We start from the raw sequence: 25,431 nt of genomic DNA, 5'->3' as shown, positions 1-25,431 counted from the left end.
GGCCAAGCTGAAGTCCCCGTTCGTGGCCAGGTGAAAGTCCCCACCCCTCGCGGTTGATCAGCGGGTGGGGCGGTCACCTCCTCGGGTGCGGGCTTGGCGCATCCGGTAGGATTCGCCGTCGGTGGCGATGACGACGCTGTGGTGCAGCAGCCGGTCGAGCAGGCTGACGGCGGTGGTGTGCTCGGGCAGGAACCGGCCCCACTGGTCGAAGGCCCAGTGCGAGCCGATGCCCAGGGCGCGGCGTTCGTAGGCGGCGGCGACGAACCGGAACAGCAGTTGGGTGCCGGTGTCGTCCAGCGGCGCGAAGCCGACCTCGTCGATGACGATCAGGTCGTTGCGCAGCAGGGTGTCGATGACCCGGCCCACGCTGTTGTCGGCCAGCCCGCGGTAGAGGTTCTCGACCAGGTCGGCGGCGGTGAAGTAGCGGACCCGGTGCCCGGCGAGCACGGCGGCGTGGCCCAGGGCGAGCAGGGTGTGGCTCTTGCCGGTGCCGGCCGGGCCGACGAGGCAGAGGTTCTCCCGGGCGCGGATCCACTCCAGGCTGGTCAAGTAGGCCCAGGTCGGTGCGGGGATGCTGCTGGCGGCGAGGTCGAACTCCTCGAGCGTCTTGACCATCGGGAAGCCGGCGGCCTTGAGCCGCAGCCGGGTGTTGGAGGCGTCCCGGGCGCCGATCTCGGCCTCGATCAGAGCCCGCAGAAGCTCCTCCGGTGCCCACCGCTGGGTCTTGGCGGTGGTCAGCAGCTCGGGGGCGAGGGCGCGCATGGCGGCGAGCTTGAGCCGGCGCAGCCCGCCCTCCAGGTCGGCCGGCAGGCCCGGCGGCGCGGTCGCGGTCATGACCGGCCTCCTGCCGTGGCCCCGCTGCCGCTCAGGTTGGCCATCGAGTACTGGCTCAGCGGCCGGGTGGCGGTGGCCGGCAGCTCGATGACCAGCGCATCTCCGGCCGGGCGCGGGTGCGCGACCCCGGTGCCGGCGGCCAGGATCGAGCGGATGTCGGCGGCCCGCCAGCGGCCGAAGGCCACCGCCCGGCCCAGCGCGGCGGTCAGCGCGTCGCGTCCGTGCGCGGCCTCCAGCGCGGCCAGCTCGGCCAGCTCGGGGCCCAGCCGGGTGTTGCCCGCGGCGGCGGCGCCGACCAGCCACTGCTCGGCGACCGGGCCCAGGGCGCAGAACGCCTTCTCCGCCGCCGTTCTCGGGCGCGCCGAACGCTGCGGGGCCCGGCGCGGGCCGCCGTAGTGCTCATCGAGCACGCTGGCCCCGCCCGGGGCCATCAGCGGGTGCTCGGCGACGACCTCCCCGGTGCCCGGCACCAGGATGGTCAGCCGGCCGTCGGCGGCCAGCAGCTGCACCTGAGTGCCGATCAGCGCGGTCGGCACCGAGTAGCGGGCCGAGGAGAACCGCACGCACGACAGCTTGTCGACCTTGCGCAGCGTCATCCGGCCCAGAGCCGGGCGCAACGAGGGCAACGGCCCCAGCAGCTCCCGCTCGACCGCGAGCCGCTGCGCCGGAACCGCGGCGATCTCCGAGTGCAGCGCACCGTTGACCTCCGCGCACCAGGCCGCCGCGGCCGCGTTCGCCGCGGCCAGGTCGGCCACCGGCGCCTCACCGTCGGCCAGCAGCGGGATCATCAGGTCGGTCTTGGCGTAGCCGACCAGGTTCTCCACGATGCCCTTGCTGGCCGGGTCGGCGGCCCGGCAGAAGTCCGGGCGGAACCGGTAGTGCGCGGCGAAGCGGACGTAGTCCGGGGTCGGCACCACCACGTCGGCGACCACCCCGCCCTTGAGGCAGCCCATCCGGTCGGCCAGCACCATCTTCGGCACCCCGCCGAGGACCTCGAAGCACTCGGCCAGAAGCGCCAGGGTGGTCTCGGCGCGCTCGTCGGTGGCGAAGCGGACGAACCGGACCCGGGAGAACGCCAGCACCGCGCAGAACACGTGCAGCCCGCCCAGGACGCCCCAGTCGATGGCCAGCACCTCACCCGGCGCCCACACCGCCGGCCGGCGGCTGCGGGCGTTGGTCTGCCGCCAGGTGCTCTTCTCGGCCGCGACCAGCCGCCGGAAGTTCCGCGCCGACCCTTCGTAGCCGGCCGCCAGCGCCGCCGGCAGCAGCCGCTTGGCGCTGATCCGGCCGCGCGTGGACTCGACCTTCCCGGCCACCAACTCGCGGACGACCTCGTAGTTCGCCGGCCGCGGCGCCCGGACCGGACGCTGCCCGCCGGCCTCGTGCCGGGCGACGATCCGCTTCACCGTCTTGTGGGTCGTGCCGCAGATCGCGGCCGCTCCCCGGTAGCTGCCCACCTCGCGGTAGGCCGTCAACACATCCAACTCTTCCCTCGCAGACTTCAATGGAGCTCCCCTGGGCGGTGCGGTGACTGGCTAGACACCGCCACCGTCACCGCCCAGGGCCTCAGCTCACGATCGACACGACGAGCGAGGACGAGGACCTACCTGGCCATCAGCGGGGACTTCTCCATGGCCACCAGCGGGGACTTTGGCACGGCCACGGACAATGTCGGTGGCCCACGCCAACTCGAGACGACTGACCACCTCCACCGGCAGCACATTGACCCCGTGTAGGGCTCCAAGCAGAGCGCCGGTGACCATCGCGACCCCCGCGCCAGCCGCCAAAGCCGCGAAGCGCAGCGCCTCCGCGACCTGTTCCGACCCGGAAAATGAGCTCGCCACGTACACTGCGGCTCGCAGGGTGCTCTGGGCAGTGCGGTCGACAACGTGCCGCTTCAGCACCGCGGCGTCGCCCGGCTCATGCCGTCCCTCCTCTGCCGCCTGCGCGTAGAGGTCCACCGTGTGGGAATCGCGGTCGACCTGGGCGATCGCACCGAGCGCCTGCGCGATGCCCTGATGCAGGTCCCGCGCGGAGAGCAAAGCGTCGGCGATCAGGGCCCCGTCGGCAGCCGTAAGGTGGCCCCTTGGTTTGCCGTGGGTGAGGGCCGCAACATCAGCGGCGAGCTCGAACGTCGCGCGCGGATCGACCCCGAGCGCGCCGACCGAGAGCGCGCGAATGAGTCCGTGGTAGCCCTCGCTTTGCGTTACAGGCCGTTGCCGGGTTCCTTGCGTCCCGCCCTGCAACGCCGCCACGGTGGCCGGAGCGGAACCGCGCCGCTCGCGCAGCGCCGGAACGGCCGCCAGCCATCCGTCGGGCCAGGGATCCCCCGTGTCGGACGCCCAGTTGACATACAGCGTCGGCGCCGGGATGCCCTGGCCGTAAGCCCACCGTACGAGCGCGTGCCAGACGACGCTCGGCGGGTGGCAAATGCCCTTGCTGCGCTGCCGCACGGACGCCCGGATCAACCCCTCGACGGTGAACAGGGCGAGCTGCGTGCCAACCCCGCTGCGCAGCTGGCTAGCCCCGGCAGAGCTGGGAGAGCCCGTCGCCAGGGCCTCACCGAGTGCGAGTCCAAGCAGCAGACCGCGCACCCGACGCGTCCTGCTGCCGACGCCGGGGCTACCGGTCATCGCCACCCCTTCCGAGTGCCGGCGAGCCGTTCATCGGACGGATGCCCGCGAGGCATCGGCGGGGTAACGGCACGCAGAGTCGCTCCGCCGCAAGAGCTTCCCGTTGTGGGGCCACCGCACAAGCTGGCACCTGGACGTTGGAGCTTGGTCAGGCAAACAGCTTGTCGATGAGCTCCTCGATCGCGGCTGACGAGATTGAGCCGTCGTCACCGTCGCGAGTGGTGATCAACGTGCCGTTCTCACCGCCGCCCGCTGCCTCGTCCAGGATGCCGTGGGCTGTGTACCACGACTGCTTGGCCTCCCACTTCCTGCGGTATGACGGACGCTGCAGCATGCCGAGGTGCTCCCAGTAGTAGGTCTCGCCGGTATCGCTGTCGGCGATCGTGAAGTCGGGCAGCTTGCGGTCGCCATCCAAGTCAAGCGGGCGCTCGTACTCGAAGTCGATCCCCTTCGAGTACAGGAGGTCAGCGATGATCACCTCAGACTTCGAGCGGACAGCGATGCCCTTGCGGGTCATGTGGATCAATCCGTCCTCGAGGTACCTGCCGTCCACATCGACCGGGTTTGGAGCGCGGAAGAGGTTGGTGATCCGGGCCGCGGTCTCGGAGTACGACGCCTTCGCGTAGCGCAGGAGATCGGAGACGTCCCCTTGGTGGAGGACGGTCACGTGCTCGCGCTGGCGAGTGAGAGCCGTGTACAGGAGCTCGCGGGAAAGAGGACGGCAGGGGCTAGGGATCACGACAAACGTGCGACCAAACTCGCTGCCCTGGGACTTGTGGATCGTGATCGCGTACGCCAGTTCGAGGGGAGGTGTTCCTTCCTCTCCCATCTCAGACATCCAGAACTTGTACGAGGTCCCGAGTTGGGTCGCAAACTCGACCTCGAGGAGGCCCAGGGGCGCGTTCCTCGTCGCGAAGCGTGTCGGACCGGTGATCACGCCGATCTCCCCGTTCGCCACGTACTCGAGCGCGTTGTCGATCTTCGGGTAGTACCTCGTCCGCTTCTTGTTGCGAACGTTGATGACCTTGTCCCCGTAGACGATCTCCTCAGGCCCAGCCGGCTTAGGAATCTTGCGGAATCGAGGGTCGTCCGGAGCGGCGAGCTGTCGGATTTCCTCCCGGTACGTCCGCTGCAGGTAGCGGTTCAGCTCGTTGACGCCACCGCCTGTTACTCGGACGGGGCTGAGCACCTGCCATGACTCCGCTTGCTCGGCCGCTCCGAGGTTGAAGTAGACGTATTCGCCCGACTGGGTCCCGCCGTAGGAGACCTGGAACCCGGTCGCGTCGTCGTCTCCCTGCATGGCGCTCAGGCTTGTCGCCAGCTCGGCCCTCAGCACGTCTCTGAGTTCCGCGGCGTTCTCCCAGCGCCTCAGGCGGACCGTCCCGAGGTCCTCCCCTCGTCGCAGCCGGTCCCAGATCTCATCCGCGCCCGGGCTCGTCTCGCTCCCCGCGAACCACTCGGCCAGCTGGAGGTCGGCACGATCGTCATCGCCGCTGGTGACCTGACGACGGGGAATGGTCAGCTCTGCGTAGGACGGCGCAACGCGTGGAAACGCGAGCTGTCCCGCCTCCTCGCGGAGGTAGTTCACGATGTCGACGAACGGACGGCCCGTTCCGATCGGTGGGAGCTGTCGGTGATCTCCCACGAGGATCAGGCGGTCGTAGCCTTCAAGAGCATCAAGGAGCGCATCGATCGCGTCTTCGGTCAACATCGAGCATTCGTCGACGATGATCGTCCGGGCCGTGTTGTCGCGATCCCGATCAGATCTCCTGTAGCGGCTCGTCTCGGGGTCGTAGCGCTCCGAGCGGAGGAGGAACTGAGCGATCGTCAGCGCGCGGGACTCGACCTCTTGGCCGATCGCCTCGTGCATGCGGACGCGGGCCTTGCCGGTGGGGGCCAACAGGCTCACGCCGCCGTCCTTGACCGCGTCGAGGCTGCACAGAGCGCGCAAGAGGGTGGTCTTGCCAGTGCCGGCCGCCCCGATCAAGACGGAGATGCGTGAGGTTGCGAGCACCTCAAGCGCTGCGGCCTTCTCCCGCCGCGCTAGTTCTTCCTCAGGATCGGTCGCGGGCGCGGTGAAGCGCGCGTCTATCACCGCGCGCCAGTCAGCGCTCACAGGAAGTGGCTTGGCTCGGCGCCGCCTTGTGACCGTCTTCGCGATCGCCTTCCTGATCTCGGTTAGGCGGCTGAGCTGCAGAGCCGGCTTCTCGTCTGCCATCGTCGCCACAACCACCTCGGGCGCAAGGTCCGGCACGATGACCGACATCACGTCATCGCCCAGCGGGCACGCAGGCTGCAATGCGGCATCGCTGATTTCCAGGACGACGTGGTCCTGCGGGCGCAGCGAGTGTCCCTCCACGGCCGCTGCCTCAAGACTGCTAACGATCAGAGCCCGTACACGGCGGGGATCGAGGGGATCGGTCACTAGGGACGGTGCGGGAAGCGGATGCGCAAGTCGGACCCGGTCGTCAGGGAAGACGCCGCGGTCGACTGTGCCCACCGCAACCGGATCGGGGCATAAGCGACCGGTCTCGTAGACCAGATAGGGATTGGCGAGGATGCCGGAGTCGTCGACGTCGATGCCCGCGGCTTCTCGAACGACCCGCTGGTAGAGACGCCGGGCCTGGTCGGGCGTGAGCGCGAAACGCGAGAGCAGCTTGAGAAGCGCTCGCCGCTCGTCGGGAAGCGCAGCCCACGTACGGGACAGCATCGACTCGACTCGCTTGGCGGCCGCAGGATGCGCGCTGGGGTTCCTCAACCACGAGTTGACGAGCGGCCAAGGATCCTCGTTGTCGCCCAGTTCCCCCTGAGCCGAGAAGGCCAGAAGGACTCCTTCCGGCACCCCGAACGCGGATAGCGCCGCACCGAGCCCCGGACATGGGCCCCGCGCCTCCCACACTTCGGCCACTCGGTCGCTCAGCCACTGCCGGACGGCGTCCCACGTGCCGGAAACCAAGGGGGCGATCTTCTCCACCACGCGGTCGAGCTCGAGCAAGATGCTGAGCGCTGCGTCGTGGCTGACGTGCTCGGATGCGTAGGAGAACTGATCGGTGAACTCGTCGGGCACGAAGACGGTGCAGCTTTCGAGATCGATGCTCGCGTCCTCATTCGCTAAGCGCAGGAGGTCGTGATACGGCAGGAGGAAGCCGTCGGTGCTGTTCGGACGAATCGTGTGACCGACGGCCCGCTCCCACATCACAGAACCGAAGCCGTCGCCGGACTGTTCGTATGGCCGGATCGCACCGACGCTTCTCACGCGACCGACGCCGATGAGCACGCGACGCGGGTCCGCCGCGAGCGGTGACTCCTTTGCGTAGACGAATATCAGGCTCTTCTCCGGCTGGATCGCCGAGAAGAACGTGTCGAGTAGTGCTTGCTGGTTCGTCGCATGCTGCACCCACGCGGGGCTTTTGAGGTTTGCCTCCGCATCGACCGCCGCCTCAAGGTCGCCCTCGTACGGGATCTCGTACTGGTCCGCGATAGCCACCGCTTCGTCACGCAGCATCCACCGAAAAGGCACGCAGTCCGCGGAGAACGGCGGGATCTCGAAAGCTGTCTCTCTGAAGCGCCGCCTATAAACATCGTTCCACGCCGCGTACGGGTGGTTTTTCACGCTTCCACGAGGCGTCGGCGACATAAGGCCCGCGCGTTCTGCCGCACACGGTGGAAGCTGGCGGGGCTCGAGCTCAAGCCACGAACGGCCGGCGAGAGCTACTTCGTGGGCGTCATCCCGCTCCTCCGAGATCCGCTTGAGACGAAGGCAGGCGCCGTTTGCCAGCGGATCAGCGCAGATCCGGCCGTCGTACGCGGTGTCGTGCCAGGGAACCCGAACTGACAGGTGCCGGAAAGGGAGCACTGGACCCGTCACTCGTCGTCCTCCTCCTCGCCGATGTGCACCCGTGCGAGCGCGACGAGCCGCAGGTCGCCCGAACCAGTAGCCCGACGTTGAAGCGCCGCGAGTTGGTCCTCACGCTCCTGGCTGAGCTGCTCGATGAGCCGCTCGTCACGCGCCACGTTGGCCTTCCAGACCGGGATGATGGCCCGCCGGCTATCGGAGCTGTCGGCTGCCTCAAGCTGCCGCAGTGTCTGCTGGGAGCTTGCAAGCCGATCTTGCGCAGCAACGTCGCGGTAGTCGAAGTAGTTCGCCATCTTGGCCCGCTCGCGCTCCAGAGTGCGCTGGGATTCCGCGCGGACCCGGGCCTCCACGGCGCTCAGGTGCTCGTAGCAGCGGGCCTCAGCGGCTGCGATCGCCGCGTCGAGGTCATCGAGACTGAAGTCCGCCGGCGCCATGGCCCGGTCGTTGGGAAACGTAGCGGCGCGGTCTAGCAGCGCGCTGCCGCCCGCGGCGTCGAGGTCGCCCCCGTCGCGGACGAACAGCGGCATCAGCCCTCGCTCCTCTTTCAGACCTGGCACGCCGAGCTCATGCACCACGAGCCAACCCTCGCCCGGCTCGATTCCGGCGGCGTCCTCGATTTCGAAGGCAGCGGCACCGCCCTCGTATGAGGAGCTGGTTACGCGGGCGATGAGGTCGTCGACCACGGCGTTGCCCATCGCCAGGTACTCGACGTGTTCGCTGTCTGGGCGCACGTCGGGCCGCATCGCTACGGTGCGCCGGCGCCGCTCCTTGGAGTGCTGCGGATAGTCACTGACGAAGGGCTCGTGGAACGTGATCTCGTAGGTACCGTCGCTGTTCTTGCTGAGGTGTGTGTTCACGTCGGCCAGCAGCCGTGCCACGAAGCGCTCTTGGTCTGCGGGGCTGATCGGCGAGGCGTCGGCAACAAGCTGCTGAGCGATCTCCCGCGTGTAGCTCTTCGTCTCCATGATGAAGTCGCGGAGCTTCTCATCAGCCGATCGCGCATTCTGCATCCTGCGCTCGACCTGATCCTCATACAGCGCCAGCGCACGCTCCCGTTCCTCGCCACCGAGGCGCAGGATCTTGCCGAGGTCGCGCTCCGTGTCGCCGAGAATCGGGTCAAGTCCGCCAACGGTCTCCTCGAATACATTGATCCGTTGCTCGAGAACGTTGAGCACGCGTTCCTCGATCGTGCCCTTCACCCAAAAGTTGAAGACCTGCACGGTGTCTGTTTGCCCGATACGGTCTACGCGGCCGATTCGTTGCTCCACTCGCATGGGGTTCCACGGCAGGTCGTAGTTCACCAGCAGGTGACAGAACTGGAAGTTGCGGCCCTCCCCACCGGCTTCGGTGCTGAGCAGGATGCTCGGGCCAGCCGCCGACCGGAAGGCGTCGACCGACGCGTCCTTGGCCTCAGGCTTCAGCTGCCCGTGGAAGAGGTTGACGTCCCAGCCGATCGATTCGAGACGTCCACGCAGGTACTCCTGTGTCTCCCGGAACTCCGTGAAGAGCAAGACCTTCGGCGCCGGCTCTTGCTTGGCAAGCTCGGTCAGCTGCTCGACAAGCACGTCGCCCTTCGCGTCCGAGGAAAGCGCGTCGAGCAGCTCGACCAGTCGGGCCAGCTCGTGCGCTTCCTCGGCGTCTGCTGCCGAGACCTCATCCAGAAGGCCCGCTACGAACTCGTCCCGGTCGAGGCCTTCCTCAATGTCTGCGATGAGGGCGGCACGGCGCTTGCCGAGGGCGGGCTTCGCTGCGCTGGACTCGAGGCGTTGGCGACGGCGATCCAGCGAGACACGCAGCGCGCGGATGCTGCTGGCCATCAATTTCTGGAAGATCACCATGACGAAGCCGACCGCTAGGTCGTTTGTGCGGTCGGCTCGCGCGAAGCCTTCACGTACGTACTCCTCGACGGCGTTGAGGGCCTCAAGCTCCTCGTGCGTCGGGTTGACCTCCCACCGGTGCGCCTGGCGCGGCATGAAGCCGCCGATGATTTTCTTCCGGTTGCGGATCAGTACCTCGGACAGCAGGTGACGGCTCGCAAGGTTCTCGCAGACCTGAGACACCGATTGCTCGCCGGCGGAGAGTTCGGCCGCGATCTGGTCCACATCTCGATCAAGCCAGCCGGCAACACGGGCGATGATCTCCTCGGGGTCGTCCCCCGGTAGCGGGAAGCCATGAAGCGTCAGGTCGTGGACGAGTCGACTGAGCCCAGGAAGGTCCGCACGGTGCCGTTCGAAGTGTTGAACGGTCGGAAACAGCGCGGGGTCGAGGAGCTCGACGAGGCTGTAGAGCTCCTTGCTGTCGAGCTGCATCGGCGTCGCCGTAAGGAACAGCGCCGCCCTCTTCGAGAACGCGTCGGGTGAGACGACCGTGCGGACCGCGCGGTACAGCCGCGTCTCCTCGCGCTTCTTCCCCGAGATCCGTACGCGCGCGTGGTGGGCCTCGTCGACGATGACCATGTCCCACGGCACCTCGGCCATGAGCTTCGACCAGGGCTCGCCCGAGGTCCACCCGCTCGACACGATGACGCTGTCGAACTTCTCGAACGGATTGCCGTCGAAGCCCTGCGAGGACTTGAGGTAGCGAACGGTGTCAGAGTTCAGGATCGAGAACACTTCGTTGAACTTGGACTTCAGCTCGAACTGCCATTGACGGACGAGGTTGGGCGGGACGATCGCGATGCATCGGGTCGCGCCGCCGCGTGCGCGGAGCTCCTTGAGGACGAGCCCCGCCTCGATCGTCTTGCCGAGGCCGACCTCGTCGCACAGCAGGTAGCGGTGCGGATAGTCGGACACCACCCGGTGGACGACGGAGACCTGGTGCGGCTTCAGATCGACGCGCGACTCTCCGAGCGAGACGAGGTCGTTCGTCTGCTGCTCGACCTCATAGCGCCGGGCCGTCACAGCAAGCGCGAACTGGCGGGCACTCCCGAGTCGGCCGCCCTGTATGCGACTGCGGGGGTCGTCCAGGACGTGGGGCCGGAGATCACTCTCGGCGACCGTGATCACCCTGCCGTTGACGAACACCTGCCATCGTGGCGGAGCCGCAGTCGTCATCCCCTGGATGACTCCGACATCTCCAGTACTGACCCGCTTGACCATGCCGGCCAAGACGACGCGTTCGAGAACGCCGGCGCGAGCGCTGAAGAGCTTGGGCTCGTCCTCGCCGTCGAAGACGACCGAGACTTGATTGCCTCCGGCGCTTTCGACGACTCCCGTAGGACATCCGGGGGCTGTGGGCCAGCGAACCAAGGCGCCGTCGGTTATCCGCCCCGCGGATGAAGGCTGCGTGCCCACAACGGGTTCAGCGTTCATACAGCGGCCCCTGCCTCTTCACTCGGCCAGACTGTCATGCAGCACCGACACGCAACGAACTGCGCAACAGTCCCTACTCGCTGATGGGAGATAGCGCGGCAAGAGCCTCGCTCGCTCCTTGTTGCACGGAGCTGAGCCGCTCGCGAAGCTCGCTACGCGCCGCCCGAGCGCCGTGGACCGATCTCACGACGACATCAATGCGCTGGAACTCGGGCTTGAAGACGTCATCCAAGTCTCTCCGAACGGCAGACAGTGCGCTGGCCACGATGCCGTCGGCCTGGGCCAGGACCTCCTGAGAGAGGTTCCGACGGCGCTCGGCACGCGCTCGCTCGGCCTGGACGGCAGCACGCTCGTCGGCGACGATTGTGTACGCCTCCACACCGATTGCTATGACGGCGCCTCCGACCTTTGCCGCCCTGCCGATGTTGTTCGCAGTCTTGACCGCTTCCCAGGGCTTGAACTTCTTGCCGAACGCATGCCCGACCTTGAGCACGACGGCGTGGCCGTTACTCCCTGATGCGGCCTTGATGCCGTTCCCGGCTCCCCAGAAGGTGCTGAACTTCTCCAAGTACGTCGTGAGGTCGCCGGCCCAGCTTGGGGCCGGAGTCGACGGTGCCCTGCCCGGGACGACGGCGACCTCGCGTCCGTCGAAACCGGTCGGCTCCATGGCGCCGATGTGGAGGGCGACGCGACCGTACGGCGAAGCTTCGATCTCGAGGACCTCAGAGGCCAGGTCGTCGAACTGGACCTCGAGCACCTGGCGCACCGCGCTCTCGAAGCGCTCGAACGCGGCGCCGAGGCCGGCGTTCAGGCTCCCCACGAGGACTTCCAGCGCAGACTCCGAGAGGTCCCCGCCCTGTTCCTCGCGTTCAACACCGTCGGCGAAGACCGAGGCTGCTCGCACGGCCTCTGCCCGGAACTGCGCAGCCCGCGCCTCCAGCAGGCTGTCGAGATGGACGCGCTTTTTGGAGAGAGCGGAGCGCTGACGGGCCAGGACCGCCAGCGCAGCCCGCTCGTCCGGATCGTCCGTGAGGTACGCCGACGCCTCGAGTGACAGAGCGAGCAGCAACTGCAGGGGCTGAGCCAAGCGGCCCATTTCGCCCTGTTCCGCCGCAAAGCTGTTGATCGCGGCAGCGACCCTCGCCAGACCCGAAGCCTCGATGAAGGCAGCGGAGTCGGCCGGTGAAGCTTGTGCGATGTCGAGGCCTTCGAGGTAGTACTGAGCGTCGCACTCGACCCAGGTCACCGGGTCGAAAGGGCCTAAGGCTTGCTGGATCGCGGCCTCCCGGTGGCCAGGGGCAGCGTCCATTGTCCCTGCCTTGGTGATGACGATGATCGTCTGCCGAGACTTGCCGAGACGTCCCAGCACATCGCGCAGGTGAGCCACGAGCGTGTCGTCGAAGAGCTCGACCGGTACGGCAAACAGAACGAGGTCCGCTGCTTGGAGCGCCTGCTCTGCGCGCTCATCGTGATGGGGACGCCCAGCGTGTACGCCGGGCGTGTCGACGAGCCGGACGTCCCCGTCCCAGTCGTACTCCGCGACCTTGTCGGTTGTGACTCCAGAACCTATGGGGATGTTGAACCGGCGGTTCGTCAGGGCCTCGATGAGCGTCGACTTGCCACTGCTGTGATATCCGGTGAACACCAGCAGCGGACTCGAGTGCGCGTCGACGGATAGCCGGTCAAGCATCGGCTGCGCCACGGCTGGGTCCAGCTCGGCGAGCACGCCGCGGAGGTCATTCCCCAACCTCCGTGCCGCCGCCGTTGACTCTTTGAACAGATTGACGGTCATGGGTCGCTCGCCCTCCGGGTGGTCTTGATGTGGATGAGCCTGTCGACATGAGCCGTCAACCCGGCCGCCCATGTTTCGGTGATGGCTGGTGGCAGGTCGGCGTCGATGACGAGAAGTGCCGACTCTTCGTCAGCCTTCGCGAGGCGAACAGGGGCGTCGACCAGGCCAAGCGCGTAAGACAACGCGCTGACGGACCGGCAACCGAAGTTGCCGGTCTTACCCCCGGCGAGCGTCTCGCCGAGATCGGGCGGGAAGAGCCACGCCTCCTCGAACGCGGCACCTTCGAACTCGGCCAGGATGCAGACCCCTGGAACTCGCGTTGCCCGCACCACCGAGCGTGCGAGCCGTTCCCTGCCATTGATGCGAAGTAGCGCCGACGTCGTGACTTGGTCCAGATCCTTCACCGCCGAGTACACGTGGGCGCTGCCTGATTCCCAACGTAAGGCGAGTCGCTCGACGATCTCGCAGTGCCCGTCACTGCGGGCACGCAGACGCAGCAGGTTGTCCCGGATCTTGTCCAGTTGCTCCGTGATGGCCTTCTCGTACTCCTGCGTGTACTTGTCGAGGATCGGGCCGACCTGCTTCGCCACGTCCTCGCGCCGCTTTCGCAGGACGCCGTCCTTGCCGAGGAACATGAGGTCGGCGACGGACTTGAGGTGGTGTGTGGCCAGGCCTGCGACGGCGCCGACGACAAGACCCGCTCCCGCGGTGACGATCGCGCCCGGTCCGGCGGCCAGGCCGAGCGCACCGCCGATCTGGGCGCCCAGCCACGCGCCGCCGCCGAGACCCAGCGCCGAGCCGGCGATGCCGACGCCGGCCCTCGCGAGGCGGTTGGCCCACACGGCATCGAAGCTGGCCAGGTCACGCAGTGCGAAGCGGTCCGGCGGCACCGCCATCCACTCGGCCTCGGCGTCCAGGATCGCGGCCCCGACCTCACGGTCGAGGGTCGACAGGTGCCCCTCCAGGGACTTCGTCAACTCCTCTTGCAGGGCGGCGAGCTCGTCGTCCCAGTCACTCAGGACTTGCTGGCCGAAGTCGGTCACGCTCAGGTGCCAATCTCGACGTCGTCCCACGGCCGAGTGGACGTCCGCCGCCATGGCCTCCGCGGTCCCACGCACAAAGCGGTTCAGCCGAGCATGGATGTCTCGTGTCATCTCCCGGTCGCGTCCGGCCCGGGAGCGGAGTCGCGCGGCGCCGACGTCCAGCGCCAGAGCCAGGTCCTGGGCCGAATGCCGCTGTCCGTCGACGACACGTAGCGCGCGCCGGGCCTCGCTGTGGATCTCGTGCTCGCGGAGCAGGACGTCCGTGAGGTCCTCGATGCGACTAGCCGCGAAGAGCTGATGATCGATGTCGGAGTTGCCGGCCGCTGCAGCCGCGAGGGCATGGATCTGGACGACGGCGAGCGGTTCGACACCGGCGAAAGCCAGGTGACGCTTGATCTCGTGAAGGAGGCCCTCACGACCGCCGAACACCCGTTCGGGGTACTTCAGAAGGTTCAAGCGCCCGATGCCTTCGAGCGACTGACGGCAGTTGACGGCGACGATGATCGGCTTGCCGATCACTCCCAGCTGCTTGAGAGCCACAGCGGACTCCTCCTGGATGGAGTCGCTGCTGTTGACCCAGACGATGACGTCGGCCGAAAGCGCCGCTTCGAGCGCGATCTCGGTGTCGTCGGCTCCGCCGTGGGCGCCGACGCCCGGTGTGTCGACGAGCTCGATGTCCTGGCAGGCAGCCGCGGTGGCGCCGAAGGTGTCCCGGGAGAAGCGCTGACGCCCGTCGCCGATGCGCTCGGAGTGTGAACCGGTCAGGGCGGACAGAAGGGATGACTTGCCGGCCATCGTGCGGCCCATCAGGACGACACGCATCGGCGCCTTCAGGTCGTGAAGCTGTCCAGACCGCGCGGTGCCCGAGGCCCGCACGGGGGACAGCCACTCGTCGTCGAGCCATGACGCGTCTCCGACGTCTGCGAGGGCGTCCCGACGGGTCTCTTCGATCAGCGTCTCGACTCCTGCAATGCCGTCTACCAGGGCTGGCCAAGGGTCGACGGCTTCGGGTCCCTTGCCGAACAGCACCTCAAGCGCGAAGGGCTGCCACTGATGCCGAGGAGAGACACCGCGCTCGGACATAGCTCAGATACCGCACTGCGCCGACAGCAGCGGTTCGTTGCGCCGAATGATCAGCGCAGACGATGCGGCCCTGCTCGCGGGAGGCAGCGCCTTGCCTGCCCATGCCTTGAGATGCGGAGCTCGCTCATCACGCTGTGCGTGCAGCTCGAGTTGGTCGTCCGGAATCGCATTCCGGACCTGGGACTTGTACTGGGGCGCCGCCATCAGCACGCCTTGAGCTAGTGCGTCTCAGGCTGGCGGCTTTTCCACTCGTGGTATCTGTCCCTCATGCAGTGGCCACACGGCCGGTAGCCGGCCGCGACGGCCGTCTCCTCGTCGGCGAAGAACACACGGATCCTCTCGTAGCCGCGGCCCACCCACCTCAGCGCACTCCAGCAGTCCAACTTTCCGTAGATCTTGTCCTTCGAGTTTCCACCGAGCAGGCCGGCCGTCTCGCTGACGTACTGCCGGCCGTCTGCGCCGAGAAGGGTGTACACGGCCCCATCCTGCGGCATGCGGGAGGCGACGCCATGGAGGACGCGACTGAAGGGCTACCGCGTCCAGCATGCACTGCGCCTGGGGCGCTCGAAGCCGGTGAGTGAGCGCGTGGCCCCGTTGCGCCGGGGGGCTGCTTGGGGAGGTATGTCGAACTCTGCCGTCACGCACTCGGTCTCGGGGACCCGGGGCTGCTCCACCCGGACCGGGACCCGACGGCGCGCGGCCCATCGTCCAAGCGTCGAAGTGAGGTCGGCGCCCGTTGGCTATAGCTCCACCTCGCGCAGCACGTCCCAGGCCCGCTCGACCGGGGCCTTGACATCGATCCTGGCGCTCTGCTCCACCGGGCCATCCGGCTCCTCATCGCCACTGCAGACTAATCAAGATCATGTGCCACACACGTCTTGCATTTCGGCCGGCCGCTCCCTGGCCGTCTGCGGGCCGGAGACAGGGCTCCACCCCCAGGTGGTGCGCTGGGGGGCCGCAAGCAAGCCGTGGCGGTCGCGCGCAGGGATCTGTGCCAAGCCCCGGTCTGCGCGACCAATGAGGGGCCCAGGCCGACACTCTCGCGCCGCCGAGCTACTGGAGAAATGCGGCAGCCGTAGTGAAGTCCACCTTTCTACGGTCCGCGGCCGTGATGACGCTGCACAAACTGACCGCCGGGGACGGCTACACGTACCTCACGCGGCAGGTGGCAGCGTTCGACGCGACAGAGCGGGGTCACGCGGGTCTGGGTGACTACTACTCCCAGCGCGGAGAGTCCCCGGGGAGGTGGACCGGCAACGGCATCTCCGGGCTCAGCGGAGTGAGTGCCGGTCAGCCCGTCGCCGAACAGCAGATGAAGTCGCTCTTCAGCGAGGGGCGACATCCCGACGCCGATCGGCTCGAGAAGGAGACCCTGGCGCGGGGGCAGACGCGGCATGAGGCGCGGGCGGCAGGGGCTCTGGGACGGGCCTTCTACGTCTTCGCTCCTCAAGCCGACGGCTTTCGGGCCCGCTGCGCGGAGGAGTTCGCAGCCTTCAACACCGCCCGCGGGCAGGCGGCCACCGCCCCAGTTCCGGACGACGACCGCGCGCGGATCCGCAGCGACCTCGCCCGGGTCATGTTCGCCGAGGCCTACGGCCGCGCCCCGCGGGATGCCCGCGAGCTGTCGGGGTTCCTTGCCCGGGTCTCACGGCCGGCGACGACGGCGGTGGCCGGTTACGACCTCACCTTTTCCCCCGTCAAGTCGGTGTCGGCGTTATGGGCGCTGGCACCGCGGGCGGTGGCCGAGCAGATCGAGGCCGCGCACGCCGCCGCGGTCACCGACGCCCTGGCCTGGCTGGAGGAGAACGCGTCCTTCACCCGGCTGGGGACGGACGGGGTGCGGCAGGTGGAGACCACCGGGTTGATCGCCGCGGTGTTCACCCACCGCGACTCCCGCGCCGGCGATCCCGATCTGCACAGCCACGTGGCGGTGAGCAACAAGGTGCAGACCCGCGACGGGCACTGGCGGGCGCTGGACGGGCGGGTGCTGCACAAGGCCGCCGTCGCCGCCTCCGAGCGTTACGACACCCGGCTGGAGGCCCACCTGGCTACGCGCCTACGCGTTCGGTTCACCGACCGCCCCGGGCCGAAGCCGGGACGGCGAACGGTGCGGGAGATCGTGGGCATGGACGCGGAACTCCTGGTGGCGTGGTCGTCGCGGCGTCGGGACATCAACGCCCGCCGCGCGGTGCTGGCCGGCGACTTCCAGCGCGACCACGGCCGGCCGCCGACAGCGGTGGAGGCGATCGCACTGGCGCAGCAGGCGACGTTGGAGACCCGCGGCCCCAAGCACGAGCCTCGCTCGCTCGACGAGCAGCGGGCCACCTGGCGGCGGGAGGCTGCCGCCGTAGTCGGCGGCCCCGACCGCATCACCCGGATGCTCGGCCGCGTACTGGGCGCTCGCGGGTCCGCGCGTCCGCGGGCCACCGAGGCCTGGGTCCGGTCGGCCGCCGTCCGGGTGCTGGACACCGTCTCGGAAGCGCGGGCCACCTGGCAGGTCTGGCACGTGCGCGCCGAGGCCGAGCGATTGGTGCGCGGCACCGCACTGGCACCGGACGACGTGGACGTCGCGGTCACCCGGGTCACCGAGGGGGCGCTCTCCCCCGCTCTGTCCGTTCCGCTCGGTGAGTCGGAGCCGGTGGTCGAGCCACCGGAGCTGCGCCGCTCGGACGGGGCCAGCGTCTACACCGTCGCCGGTGCCCGGCTCTTCACCAGCCAGGCAGTGTTGGACGCCGAGGCGCTGCTGCTGTCGGCCGCCGGCCGCAGCGACGGACGACGCGCCGATCCGGCCACCGTGGAGCTCGCGCTGCTGGAAGCCACCGCCAACGGCGCCGAGCTCAATCCCGGCCAGGCGCAACTGGTGCGCGAGCTCGCGGGCAGCGGCGCCCGGGTGCAACTGGCCCTCGCCCCCGCCGGAGCGGGCAAGACCACCGCGCAGGCGACCCTGGCCCGCGCCTGGACCGCCGGCGGCGGAACGGTGCTCGGCCTGGCGCCCTCCGCCGTGGCCACCGCCGGGCTGCGCGACTCCTTGAAGGCTCCGTGCGACACGCTGGCCAAGCTCACCTGGTGCCTCGACGCCGGGCAGGCACCCGGCTGGGTGGCCGACATCGGGCCGACCACGCTGGTGGTCGTCGACGAGGCCGGCATGGCCGGCACCCGCGAGCTCGCCCGCGCGGTCGAGCACGTCCTGGGGCGCGGCGGATCGGTGCGGATGGTCGGCGACCACCATCAGCTGACCTCGGTCGCCGCGGGCGGCGTGCTGGCCGAGATCGCCGCCACACACGGCGCAGTCACCCTCACCCAGTTGGTCCGCTTCACCGACGCGGCCGAGGCCGCGGCCACCGTCGCCGTCCGGGACGGCGACACCCTCGGGCTGGGCTTCTACCTCGACTCCGGCCGGGTGCACGTCGGGGACCTGGCCGCCTGCGCCGAGCAGGCCTACGCCGCCTGGGCTGCCGACTCCGCCCGCGGCATGGACGCACTGCTGCTGGCCGCCACCCGGGACGTGGTCACACAGCTGAACCAGCGGGCGCAGGCCGACCGGCTGGCAGGTGCCGCCACCTCCCCGGGCGCAGAGGTCGAGCTGGCCGACGGCACCCGCGCCGGGGCCGGGGACCCGGTCATCACCCGCACCAACAACCGGCGGCTGCCGATCACCGCCACCGAGTGGGTGAAGAACGGGGACCGCTTCACCGTCCAGGCAGCCGGCCGGGACGGCACCCTCGACGTCGTCCACACCGTCACCGGACGGCGGATCACCCTGCCTGCGGGTTACGTCGCCGAGCACGTGCAGCTCGGCTACGCGACCACGGTGCACGGCGCCCAGGGCGTCACCGCCGACGTCTGCCACACCGTGCTCACCGGCGGCGAGTCGCGACAGCTGCTCTACGTCGCGCTCTCCCGCGGGCGCGCCGCCAACCACCTGTACCTGGCCACCGTCGGCGATGGCGATCCGCACAGCATCGTCACCCCCGCCTCCGTGTCACCGCCCACCGCCACTGACCTGCTCGCCGGCATGCTGGCCCGTGACGGCGCCCAGACCTCCGCGGCCGGCGCCCGCCGGGCGCTGGCCGACCCGGCCGAGCAGCTGCACGCCGCCGCCACCCGGTACGCCGACGCGCTACGGGTCGCCGCTGACCACCGCCTGGATGCCACGACTGCAGAAGAACTGGAGAACGCGGCTGAGCGGATGCACGCCGGGCTGACCAGCGCGCCGGCGTGGCCGGCGCTGCGCGGACACCTGGCGCTGCTCGCGCTCACCGGCGCCGACCCGGTCGCCGTCCTGAGGACGACGGTCGAGGCGCGGGAACTGGAGACGGCGAACGACCCCGCTGCCGTCCTCGACCAACGGCTGCCCGAGTTCGGCCCCGCCGGCCCGCTGCCGTGGCTGCCCGGCATCCCGACGGCCCTGGCCGACGATTCGCGGTGGGGGCCCTACCTGACCGCCCGCGCCGACCACGTCACCGCCTGCGGGGCACGGGTCGCCTCCGCCGCGACCGAGATGACCGCGGCCACTGCGCCGGTCTGGGCCCAGCGCCTGCTGGGCCTCGACCACGAGGGACTGCGGGCCGACCTCGCCGTCTGGCGCGCAGCACTCGCCGTTCCCGACAGCGACCGGCGCCCCACCGGACCTTCCCGGCGGCCGGCTCCGGAACGCCGATCCCAGACGCGACTGGACGAGGCGGTGACCGCCGCCGCTCCCGCCCGGGACAGCTCGGTGTGGGCGGCGCTGGCCGACGGCATCGACCCCCGCATCCGACGCGACGGGCACTGGCCGGTCCTCGCCGACCGGCTGGCCGCCGCGGACCGCGCCGGTCTCGATGCCGCCGGCATGCTCGCCGCCGTCGCCGCACAGCGTCCCCTGCCCGACGACCTACCCGCCGCGGCCCTGTGGTGGCGGCTGGCTCCCCACGTCGCCCCGGCCACCGTTCCCGCGGCGCCGGGCGCGACCAGACCGCGCCCGGACTGGTGCCCCACCCTGCTGGGCCGGCTGCCCGATGAGCAGGCCCGGCGTGTACTAGCCGACCCCGCGTGGCCCGCGCTGGTCGCCGCCATAACTACCGGCCTCCGCACCGGCTGGTCCTCCGCCGACCTGCTCACCGCCGCATTCGCGGGACTGCCCCCCGCCGTGACCGGCGCGACGGGGCTGGCCGAGGCGCTGGTCTTCCGGATCGCCGCCCTCACCGACCCAGCCCCCGTGCACCACCCGGAACCCCTGCCCGCCGAGCTGCAGCCACCCGACGACGCGCACCATCTGCCGCCCGTGCCCGCCTTCACGACCGCCACCGACCCGGCGGACGTGCCGCGCGGCGACGAGGACGCGCCGTTCGACCCCGACTACGACACCCCTCCCCCGGCGGCGCCGCCGCGGTACCTCACGCCGGATCCGTTCACTCTCACCGGCGCGGTCGAGGCCGCCGATGACGCGGACTACCTGCTCGAGCAGCACTTCTGGGCCACCGCCGTCGTCGGCCGCGACCGGCTCATCGAGCTCAACGCCCAGGCCGCCGCCTTCTTCGCCGACCACTACTCCGACGCCTGGGCACCGGGCTACCTGCGCGACCGGCTGGGCACCGACCTCACCGCCGATCCTTGCTTCACCCCCGGCTACGGCCCCGGCGGCTGGACCGCGCTCGTCGAGCACCTGCGCAGCCTCGGCGCCACCGATACCGAACTGGTCGCCGCCGGCCTCGCCCAGCGCGCCAGCACCGGCGCGCTGATCGACCGGTTCCGCGACCGGCTTACCTTGCCCATCCACGACGCCGACGGCGCGATCGTCGGCTTCATCGCCCGCCGCAACCCCACCGCGGCCGACGAGGGACGCGCCGGACCCAAATACCTCAACACCCCGGGCACCGACCTCTACCGCAAGGGCGAGCACCTGTTCGGGCTCCACGAGACCCGAGTCGCGCTCACCGGCGGAGCCACCCCAGCCCTCGTCGAGGGACCACTGGACGCGATCGCCCTCACCCTGGCCGGTGCCGGACACACGGTCGGCGTCGCCACCCTCGGTACCGCGCTCGCCGACCGACAAGCCGACCTCCTCGGCCACTACATCCGCGACGACGGTCCCGGCATCCTCGTGGCCACCGACAACGACCCGGCCGGTCAACAGGCCGCCGAGCGCATCTACTGGCAGCTCACCAGCCGCGGCGACGACCCGCGCCGCCTTGCCCTACCCGAAGGGCTCGACCCCGCCGACCTCGTTCACCGTGACGGCGCCACAGGGCTGCGGAGAGCCATCGGCTCCTCACGCAGCCTCGCCGACATCCTGCTCGACGCGCGCCTCACCCCGGCCTCGCGCGACTGCAGCACGTCGGAACTGCAGGCGACGGTGCGTCACTTGGCCGCCATTATCGTCGCTCTGCCACCCAGTCGGTGGCTGGCACGCATCGACAGGGTCACCGAGGCCCTCGGCCTGCCGCCCGGCAGCGTCCACAGGGCTGTGCTCGACGCCGACCCACACACCTCGGCGCCTCGTAGGAGCACGGCCGGACCTCAACGGACGTCCCGCTCGACGCCCCGAAGCGAAGACTCCATACAGACGGCCCATGCGCGACAGGCGGCGCAGGGCAGCCCGCCCGACCTGCATCTCCTCCGGTAATGGTTCGTCATCCGAGACATCCACTGACGCCGAGATGAGGGCGATGTGTGACCCGACTGACCACACAGTCAGTGATCATGTGAGTACGTAAGACACGGGCACGGGCGAGATAGTGTGCGGCGGTGAGTGGCGGGCGAGGACCTGGCGGACGTGCCGGGGAAGCAGGCGTCCTCAAACAGGATCACCGCTGCGCCACCGCCTTCCTCGATGAGAGCGGTGCGATCCCAAAGGATCAGATCTTCGGGGTCGGGCTCCTCAAGGCTCCCGAGCCGTCGCGCCTGTTACGAGCTCTCCAGAAGGAGCGCGACCGCTACCACTGGTACAAGGAGTTCAAGTTCTCGGACGTGACCGTGAAGGTCCTTCCGATGATGAAGTCGATCGTGGACGTCGCGTTACAACCCGGCTTGACGGAGTTCTGGTGCTTCATCGCCGACAGGCACGAAGCCGACCCCATCGAACGTTTCGGTTCGGCATGGGGCGCCTACGGGAAGCTGGCGGAGCAACTGGTCACAGGGGCGATCCACCCCGACGGCGAGTTGGTGTCGATCCTGGCCGACAACTACTCGACACCCGACACGATCCTCTTCGAGGAGGAACTGAAGCGAAGCGTGAACCGCCGCCTCGCCCGGCTGGCCGTAACATCTGTGTGCCGACTCGACTCCAAGGCGGCCGACGGCTTACAGATGGCCGACATCCTCACGTCGGCCGTGGCGTTCGAGTTCCGCGCCGCTCTCGGCTTCGCCTCGCCGACCTCCCCTAAGGGTCAGTTGGCCGCCCACGTCCGACAGCGCCTAGGAGCAACGAGCTGCCTCAGCGGCTGGCGGAATGCCGCTCACAGTGTCGCGCTCTACGAGCACGGCTCTTGGACGCCTCCACCCCCACGGAGGAAAGTCTCGCGGCGCGGCGTTGCCCCACGGCAACCCGGCGCTATATAGTGCCGTCATCGGGTGTGGGCCCCTGGCCTAACAGCCCGTGACTTACGGAGACCGGCTCAGTCGTCTGACTGAGCCGGTCTCTTGTCGTTTGAGCCCTTGGCGTCCTCGGAGGCCAGCTCGTCGTCCGGCCGCACCGCGAGCAGTGCTCCAGCGCCTCCTCGGGGGTCAAGCCAGTGAGGGTGACCCGCTCGTCCCGATTGCGGCGTTCGGTCACGCCGTTGCCAACTCCTGCACAGCGTCCAGGGGCCACGGGAGACCGTCAGCCTCGTCGCCAGCCGCCTGAGACCGCCGCCACTCCGCCTCGGTGCAGACCCACACCACGGGGAAGTCCCGCCCCTGCATCGGGGCGCCCAGCGCACGCAACTCGATGGTGCCTCCGCCCGCTGTCGTCGCCTTCAGGACGTCGCCGCGCTCGATTGCCATAACCCCACGGTCCGCCCTGCCACAGGATCTGTGAAGAAAAATCCTCCGACGACGCGCTTACGGCAGATCGGTATGGCAGACTGTCGGCGACGGCCAGCGACCTTCCGGAAGGGGCATCGGCGTGGAGCCACAGAGCCCGGAATTCAAGCCCCCGTACATGTCCTTCCAGACTTTCTGGAAGTTCATCGAGGAGCTGGCGAACAAGCCACTGCCGCCGCGCATCGACCGTTCGTTGATGAGCGGCAAGTCGGGCACGGATCAGGCAAACCTGACGAGCGCACTGGTGAGCTTCGGACTCATGGAGCCCGATGGCACCGTAACTAGTCGCCTCCAGCAGTTCGCGAGCGGCGCCCAGGACGACCGGAAGAAGATGCTCGCCGAGATGGTGGAGGAGTTCTACCCCCGGCAGTTGGCCGTCTCGGCGGCCAACGCCACCAGCAATGCTCTGCATGACAGCTTCCGTGACTCCTTCGGCCTCTCATCGCCCGAGACTCGTCGGAAGTGCGAGACCTTCTTCCTGCACGCGCTGCGTCTTGCCGACCTTCCGTTCAGTCATCACTTCCCGCAGATCCGATCTGGCTCTGGGGGACCCGGGGTGCCGAAGAAGCGCCCCGCTCGCAAAAAGCCGGCCGCGGCGACAGCGTCGCCGCCTATCCGGGAGACGTTCCAGGAGCCTGATGACGACCCCGCCGAACGCGATGGGTCAGGCGTCTACAAGCAGGCGGTGACCCTTCGAACCGGCGGCACGATGACGCTCTCTGTCAGCGTCAACCCGCTGACGCTGCGCGGTGCAGACCGGGACTTCTTCTACCAGATCGTGGACGCCCTCGCGGACTACGCCGAGGGCTCCGAGGACCCCCAGCCATGAGCTGGGTGGACGGCATCGCCATGACGAAGGAGATGGTCATGAGGAGGGCCTGAGCCCCCGCCGCCAGCGCCTTTGAAGAGGAGCGGCGGGGGCCAAGCGGTGGCCCGGCTGGGGTGCGGTCAACACCCTGGCCGGGTCATCGGCACGGGCCGGGGCATGGTTGCCAGGAGCGCCCCTTGAAAGGTCTCCCCGCGGGTCCGATCCCCGTCCGGTCCGCCGGTGATCCTAGTCCGTCAGTGGCTTGTAGGTCAGCCGCCGTCTACCCGTCTGGGCGATAAGGCTGTGCATCCGCGGGGTCGGATGCGAGGTTGCGCTCGATCGCGCCGAGGTGGTTCATCAGCGCGGAGTGGTCGTCAAGCAACGTGCGAGTCGAGAGCCGGAGCGCGATCCCTCTGTGCGCACGTCCCGTGCGGGGCCGGCTATCGGGACGGTGGGATCTGTCGCGGCGAGTGGAGCAGCCGGATCCCGCTGCTGTCGCGGTCGACGGCGGTGGCACGACTGAGCAGGCGGTCGGCGTCGCCCGGCACCTTCGCTCCCCGATCGCACCGGTCGGCTCGGTGCCGTTGCGCCAGTGGCTCTTTGCCGGCGGTGCGGTTCAGCGCATCGGCCAGTCCGGTCGACAGGTCAGCGGCCCGGCCGACGACTTGCTGCAGACGGTCGAGGTCGTCGCCGCTTGCCCGCACGTGTCGTCCGGCGATCACCGCCTGGATCCGGTCCTCAGGCATGGCTTCCATGCGCGGCAGGTCTCGAGCGTTCGCGAAGAGCTGGCCGGTGCGGGACCAGCGCTCGACCGCCATGGTGAGCCGGTCGGCGACGGCTGGTACTTGGTTCGCAGCCTCCTGAACGGGAGCTGCCACGTCCGCGGGTGTCTTGGAGTCGCGCTGCTCGCCGAGATCGGCGAGCGCGCCGACCTCATTGCGCAGGGCGCGGACAAGCGCCTGCGACGACGAGACGACCTTCCCGCCGTCGCTCGGTGCCCCTCGGCGTCCGTCGTGGAAGACCATGCTGGCGCGACCGGCGAGTTGCCAGGCCAGCCCTGCGAGCAGCGGCGGTCCGGCGTCCCTCCCGGTCTGGCCCGCGGCGCCGGCGGCGTAGCGACTGGTGAGCTCTGCGGCAGCGACGGCGGCACGGAAGTCCCGCAGTGTCAGGGTGTCGGCTTGCCGCGCACGGTCGAGCGCAGCCAGAAGGCCTGCGGCGGCGTCCAGGACGGTCACCTCGGCCTCTCCGGTCGGCGGGCCTGGCAGGGGAATCAGACGGTCGAGCACCACGGAGTCCGCGGCGGTGGGCGGATCCGTCTGCGCCGCACGCTCGATGCTGGCGGCCGACTGACGGACGACGTCCAGCTCCGGAGCTGCCTCCTGCGGCAGCAGCCGGCGACCGAGCCGCGCGCAGTGGTCGGCGGCCTCGGCCACCTCGACGGTGACGGCCCAGCGGTGGGAGCGGCCCATGATGGCCCGGTCGCGGCCGACGAGGTCGGCGGCAGCGCCGGCTAGGTCGGTGAGCGGTCCGCCGCTGTGCGGCCACAGCCGGCCGGCGGTCGTGCAGGCGGCCGCGACTGCGGTGGCCGTGCGCTGCCGGCGGCTGTCGGCGAGGGTGAGGCCGTCTTCGGCCAGTCCGGACAGCGCCCGGCCCAGGTGAGCCAGTGCTCCCGTGACGTCCTCGATGGTCGCCGCCGCGGGGCGGGCGCCGGCTCGGTCGGTGAGATCGTCGAGCAGCTGCCGCAGGGTCGTGGCCACCGCTCAGCCCAGCCGTCGCAGGGCGTGGCGGGCGGCGCGCGCGGCGTCGAGAACCGGTGTGCTGGCGAAGGTGCGCTCGTCAAGCAATCCGAGTGCGCCCATGGCCGCGCGGATGCTGGCGGCGGGGTCGCCGTCGATCAGCGGGACCGGTTCGGTGCGTCCGCCGGCGAGCTCGAGCAGCTCTGCGGCGTAGAGGCACTCCAGGGCGATGTCGGCAGGTACCTGCTCCCGGTCGGCGCCGACGGCGTCGAGCAGTGATGCGGCGTAGCCGAGCGGGTCGCTGACCGTGTCGACGGCCATGGGACACGTCCTT

14 protein-coding genes are annotated in these 25,431 nt (G+C 69.5%); 3 read left to right on the top strand and 11 right to left on the bottom strand.

Going from position 1 to position 25,431, the window contains the following annotated elements:
- Positions 1-57: 57 nt before the first annotated feature.
- The 9 genes from istB to ACK586_RS02775 form a co-directional block, all read right to left on the bottom strand.
- Entirely contained in the window at positions 58-834 is a 777-nt protein-coding gene (istB, locus tag ACK586_RS02815; protein WP_409328934.1) for an IS21-like element helper ATPase IstB, read from the bottom strand.
- On the bottom strand, positions 831-2,339 hold the full coding sequence (istA, locus tag ACK586_RS02810) for an IS21 family transposase (protein ID WP_409328933.1): 1,509 nt from the start codon (positions 2,337-2,339) through the stop codon (positions 831-833). The genes istB and istA overlap by 4 nt, the downstream gene beginning before the upstream one ends.
- A 66-nt stretch (positions 2,340-2,405) precedes the next feature.
- Positions 2,406-3,428: an ADP-ribosylglycohydrolase family protein gene (locus ACK586_RS02805; RefSeq protein ID WP_409328932.1), complete on the bottom strand. Its 1,023-nt coding sequence runs from the start codon at positions 3,426-3,428 to the stop codon at positions 2,406-2,408.
- 187 nt (positions 3,429-3,615) lie between these two features.
- Complete coding sequence (locus tag ACK586_RS02800) at positions 3,616-7,335, bottom strand: AAA family ATPase (protein ID WP_409328931.1); 3,720 nt, start codon at positions 7,333-7,335, stop codon at positions 3,616-3,618.
- On the bottom strand, positions 7,332-10,634 hold the full coding sequence (locus ACK586_RS02795) for a DEAD/DEAH box helicase (RefSeq protein WP_409328930.1): 3,303 nt from the start codon (positions 10,632-10,634) through the stop codon (positions 7,332-7,334). Before ACK586_RS02795 ends, ACK586_RS02800 begins: the two co-directional genes overlap by 4 nt.
- A 73-nt stretch (positions 10,635-10,707) precedes the next feature.
- Entirely contained in the window at positions 10,708-12,426 is a 1,719-nt protein-coding gene (locus ACK586_RS02790) for a GTPase domain-containing protein (protein WP_409328929.1), read from the bottom strand.
- Entirely contained in the window at positions 12,423-14,498 is a 2,076-nt protein-coding gene (locus tag ACK586_RS02785) for a GTPase (protein ID WP_409328928.1), read from the bottom strand. The genes ACK586_RS02790 and ACK586_RS02785 overlap by 4 nt, the downstream gene beginning before the upstream one ends.
- Before the next feature lie 57 nt (positions 14,499-14,555).
- A complete protein-coding gene (locus ACK586_RS02780) occupies positions 14,556-14,756 on the bottom strand; it encodes a hypothetical protein (protein WP_409328927.1) in 201 nt (66 codons plus the stop codon).
- A 14-nt stretch (positions 14,757-14,770) separates the two neighbouring features.
- Positions 14,771-15,028: a metal-binding protein gene (locus ACK586_RS02775; RefSeq protein WP_409328926.1), complete on the bottom strand. Its 258-nt coding sequence runs from the start codon at positions 15,026-15,028 to the stop codon at positions 14,771-14,773.
- 635 nt (positions 15,029-15,663) lie between these two features.
- Here ACK586_RS02775 and mobF point away from each other — a divergent pair.
- The 3 genes from mobF to ACK586_RS02760 all read left to right on the top strand — a co-directional run bounded on the left by mobF (position 15,664) and on the right by ACK586_RS02760 (position 23,382).
- Entirely contained in the window at positions 15,664-21,156 is a 5,493-nt protein-coding gene (gene mobF / locus ACK586_RS02770; RefSeq protein ID WP_409328925.1) for a MobF family relaxase, read from the top strand.
- A 122-nt stretch (positions 21,157-21,278) separates the two neighbouring features.
- On the top strand, positions 21,279-22,091 hold the full coding sequence (locus tag ACK586_RS02765; RefSeq protein ID WP_113840892.1) for a DUF3800 domain-containing protein: 813 nt from the start codon (positions 21,279-21,281) through the stop codon (positions 22,089-22,091).
- A gap of 544 nt (positions 22,092-22,635) precedes the next feature.
- A complete protein-coding gene (locus ACK586_RS02760; protein ID WP_409328924.1) occupies positions 22,636-23,382 on the top strand; it encodes a DUF5343 domain-containing protein in 747 nt (248 codons plus the stop codon).
- 419 nt (positions 23,383-23,801) lie between these two features.
- On the opposite strand, the gene ACK586_RS02755 is transcribed toward ACK586_RS02760, so the two are convergent.
- The gene (locus ACK586_RS02755; protein WP_409328923.1) at positions 23,802-25,118 is read right to left on the bottom strand and encodes a hypothetical protein; all 1,317 of its coding nucleotides are present in this window, start codon (positions 25,116-25,118) and stop codon (positions 23,802-23,804) included.
- A gap of 3 nt (positions 25,119-25,121) precedes the next feature.
- Complete coding sequence (locus ACK586_RS02750) at positions 25,122-25,418, bottom strand: hypothetical protein (RefSeq protein WP_409328922.1); 297 nt, start codon at positions 25,416-25,418, stop codon at positions 25,122-25,124.
- Positions 25,419-25,431 lie beyond the last annotated feature (13 nt).

The organism is Trujillonella humicola, assembly GCF_046233715.1.
Classification (GTDB): Bacteria; Actinomycetota; Actinomycetes; order Mycobacteriales; family Geodermatophilaceae; genus Trujillonella; species Trujillonella humicola.
Note: the sequence above shows the minus strand (reverse complement) of the source record. Positions and strands in the feature narration are given on the sequence as shown.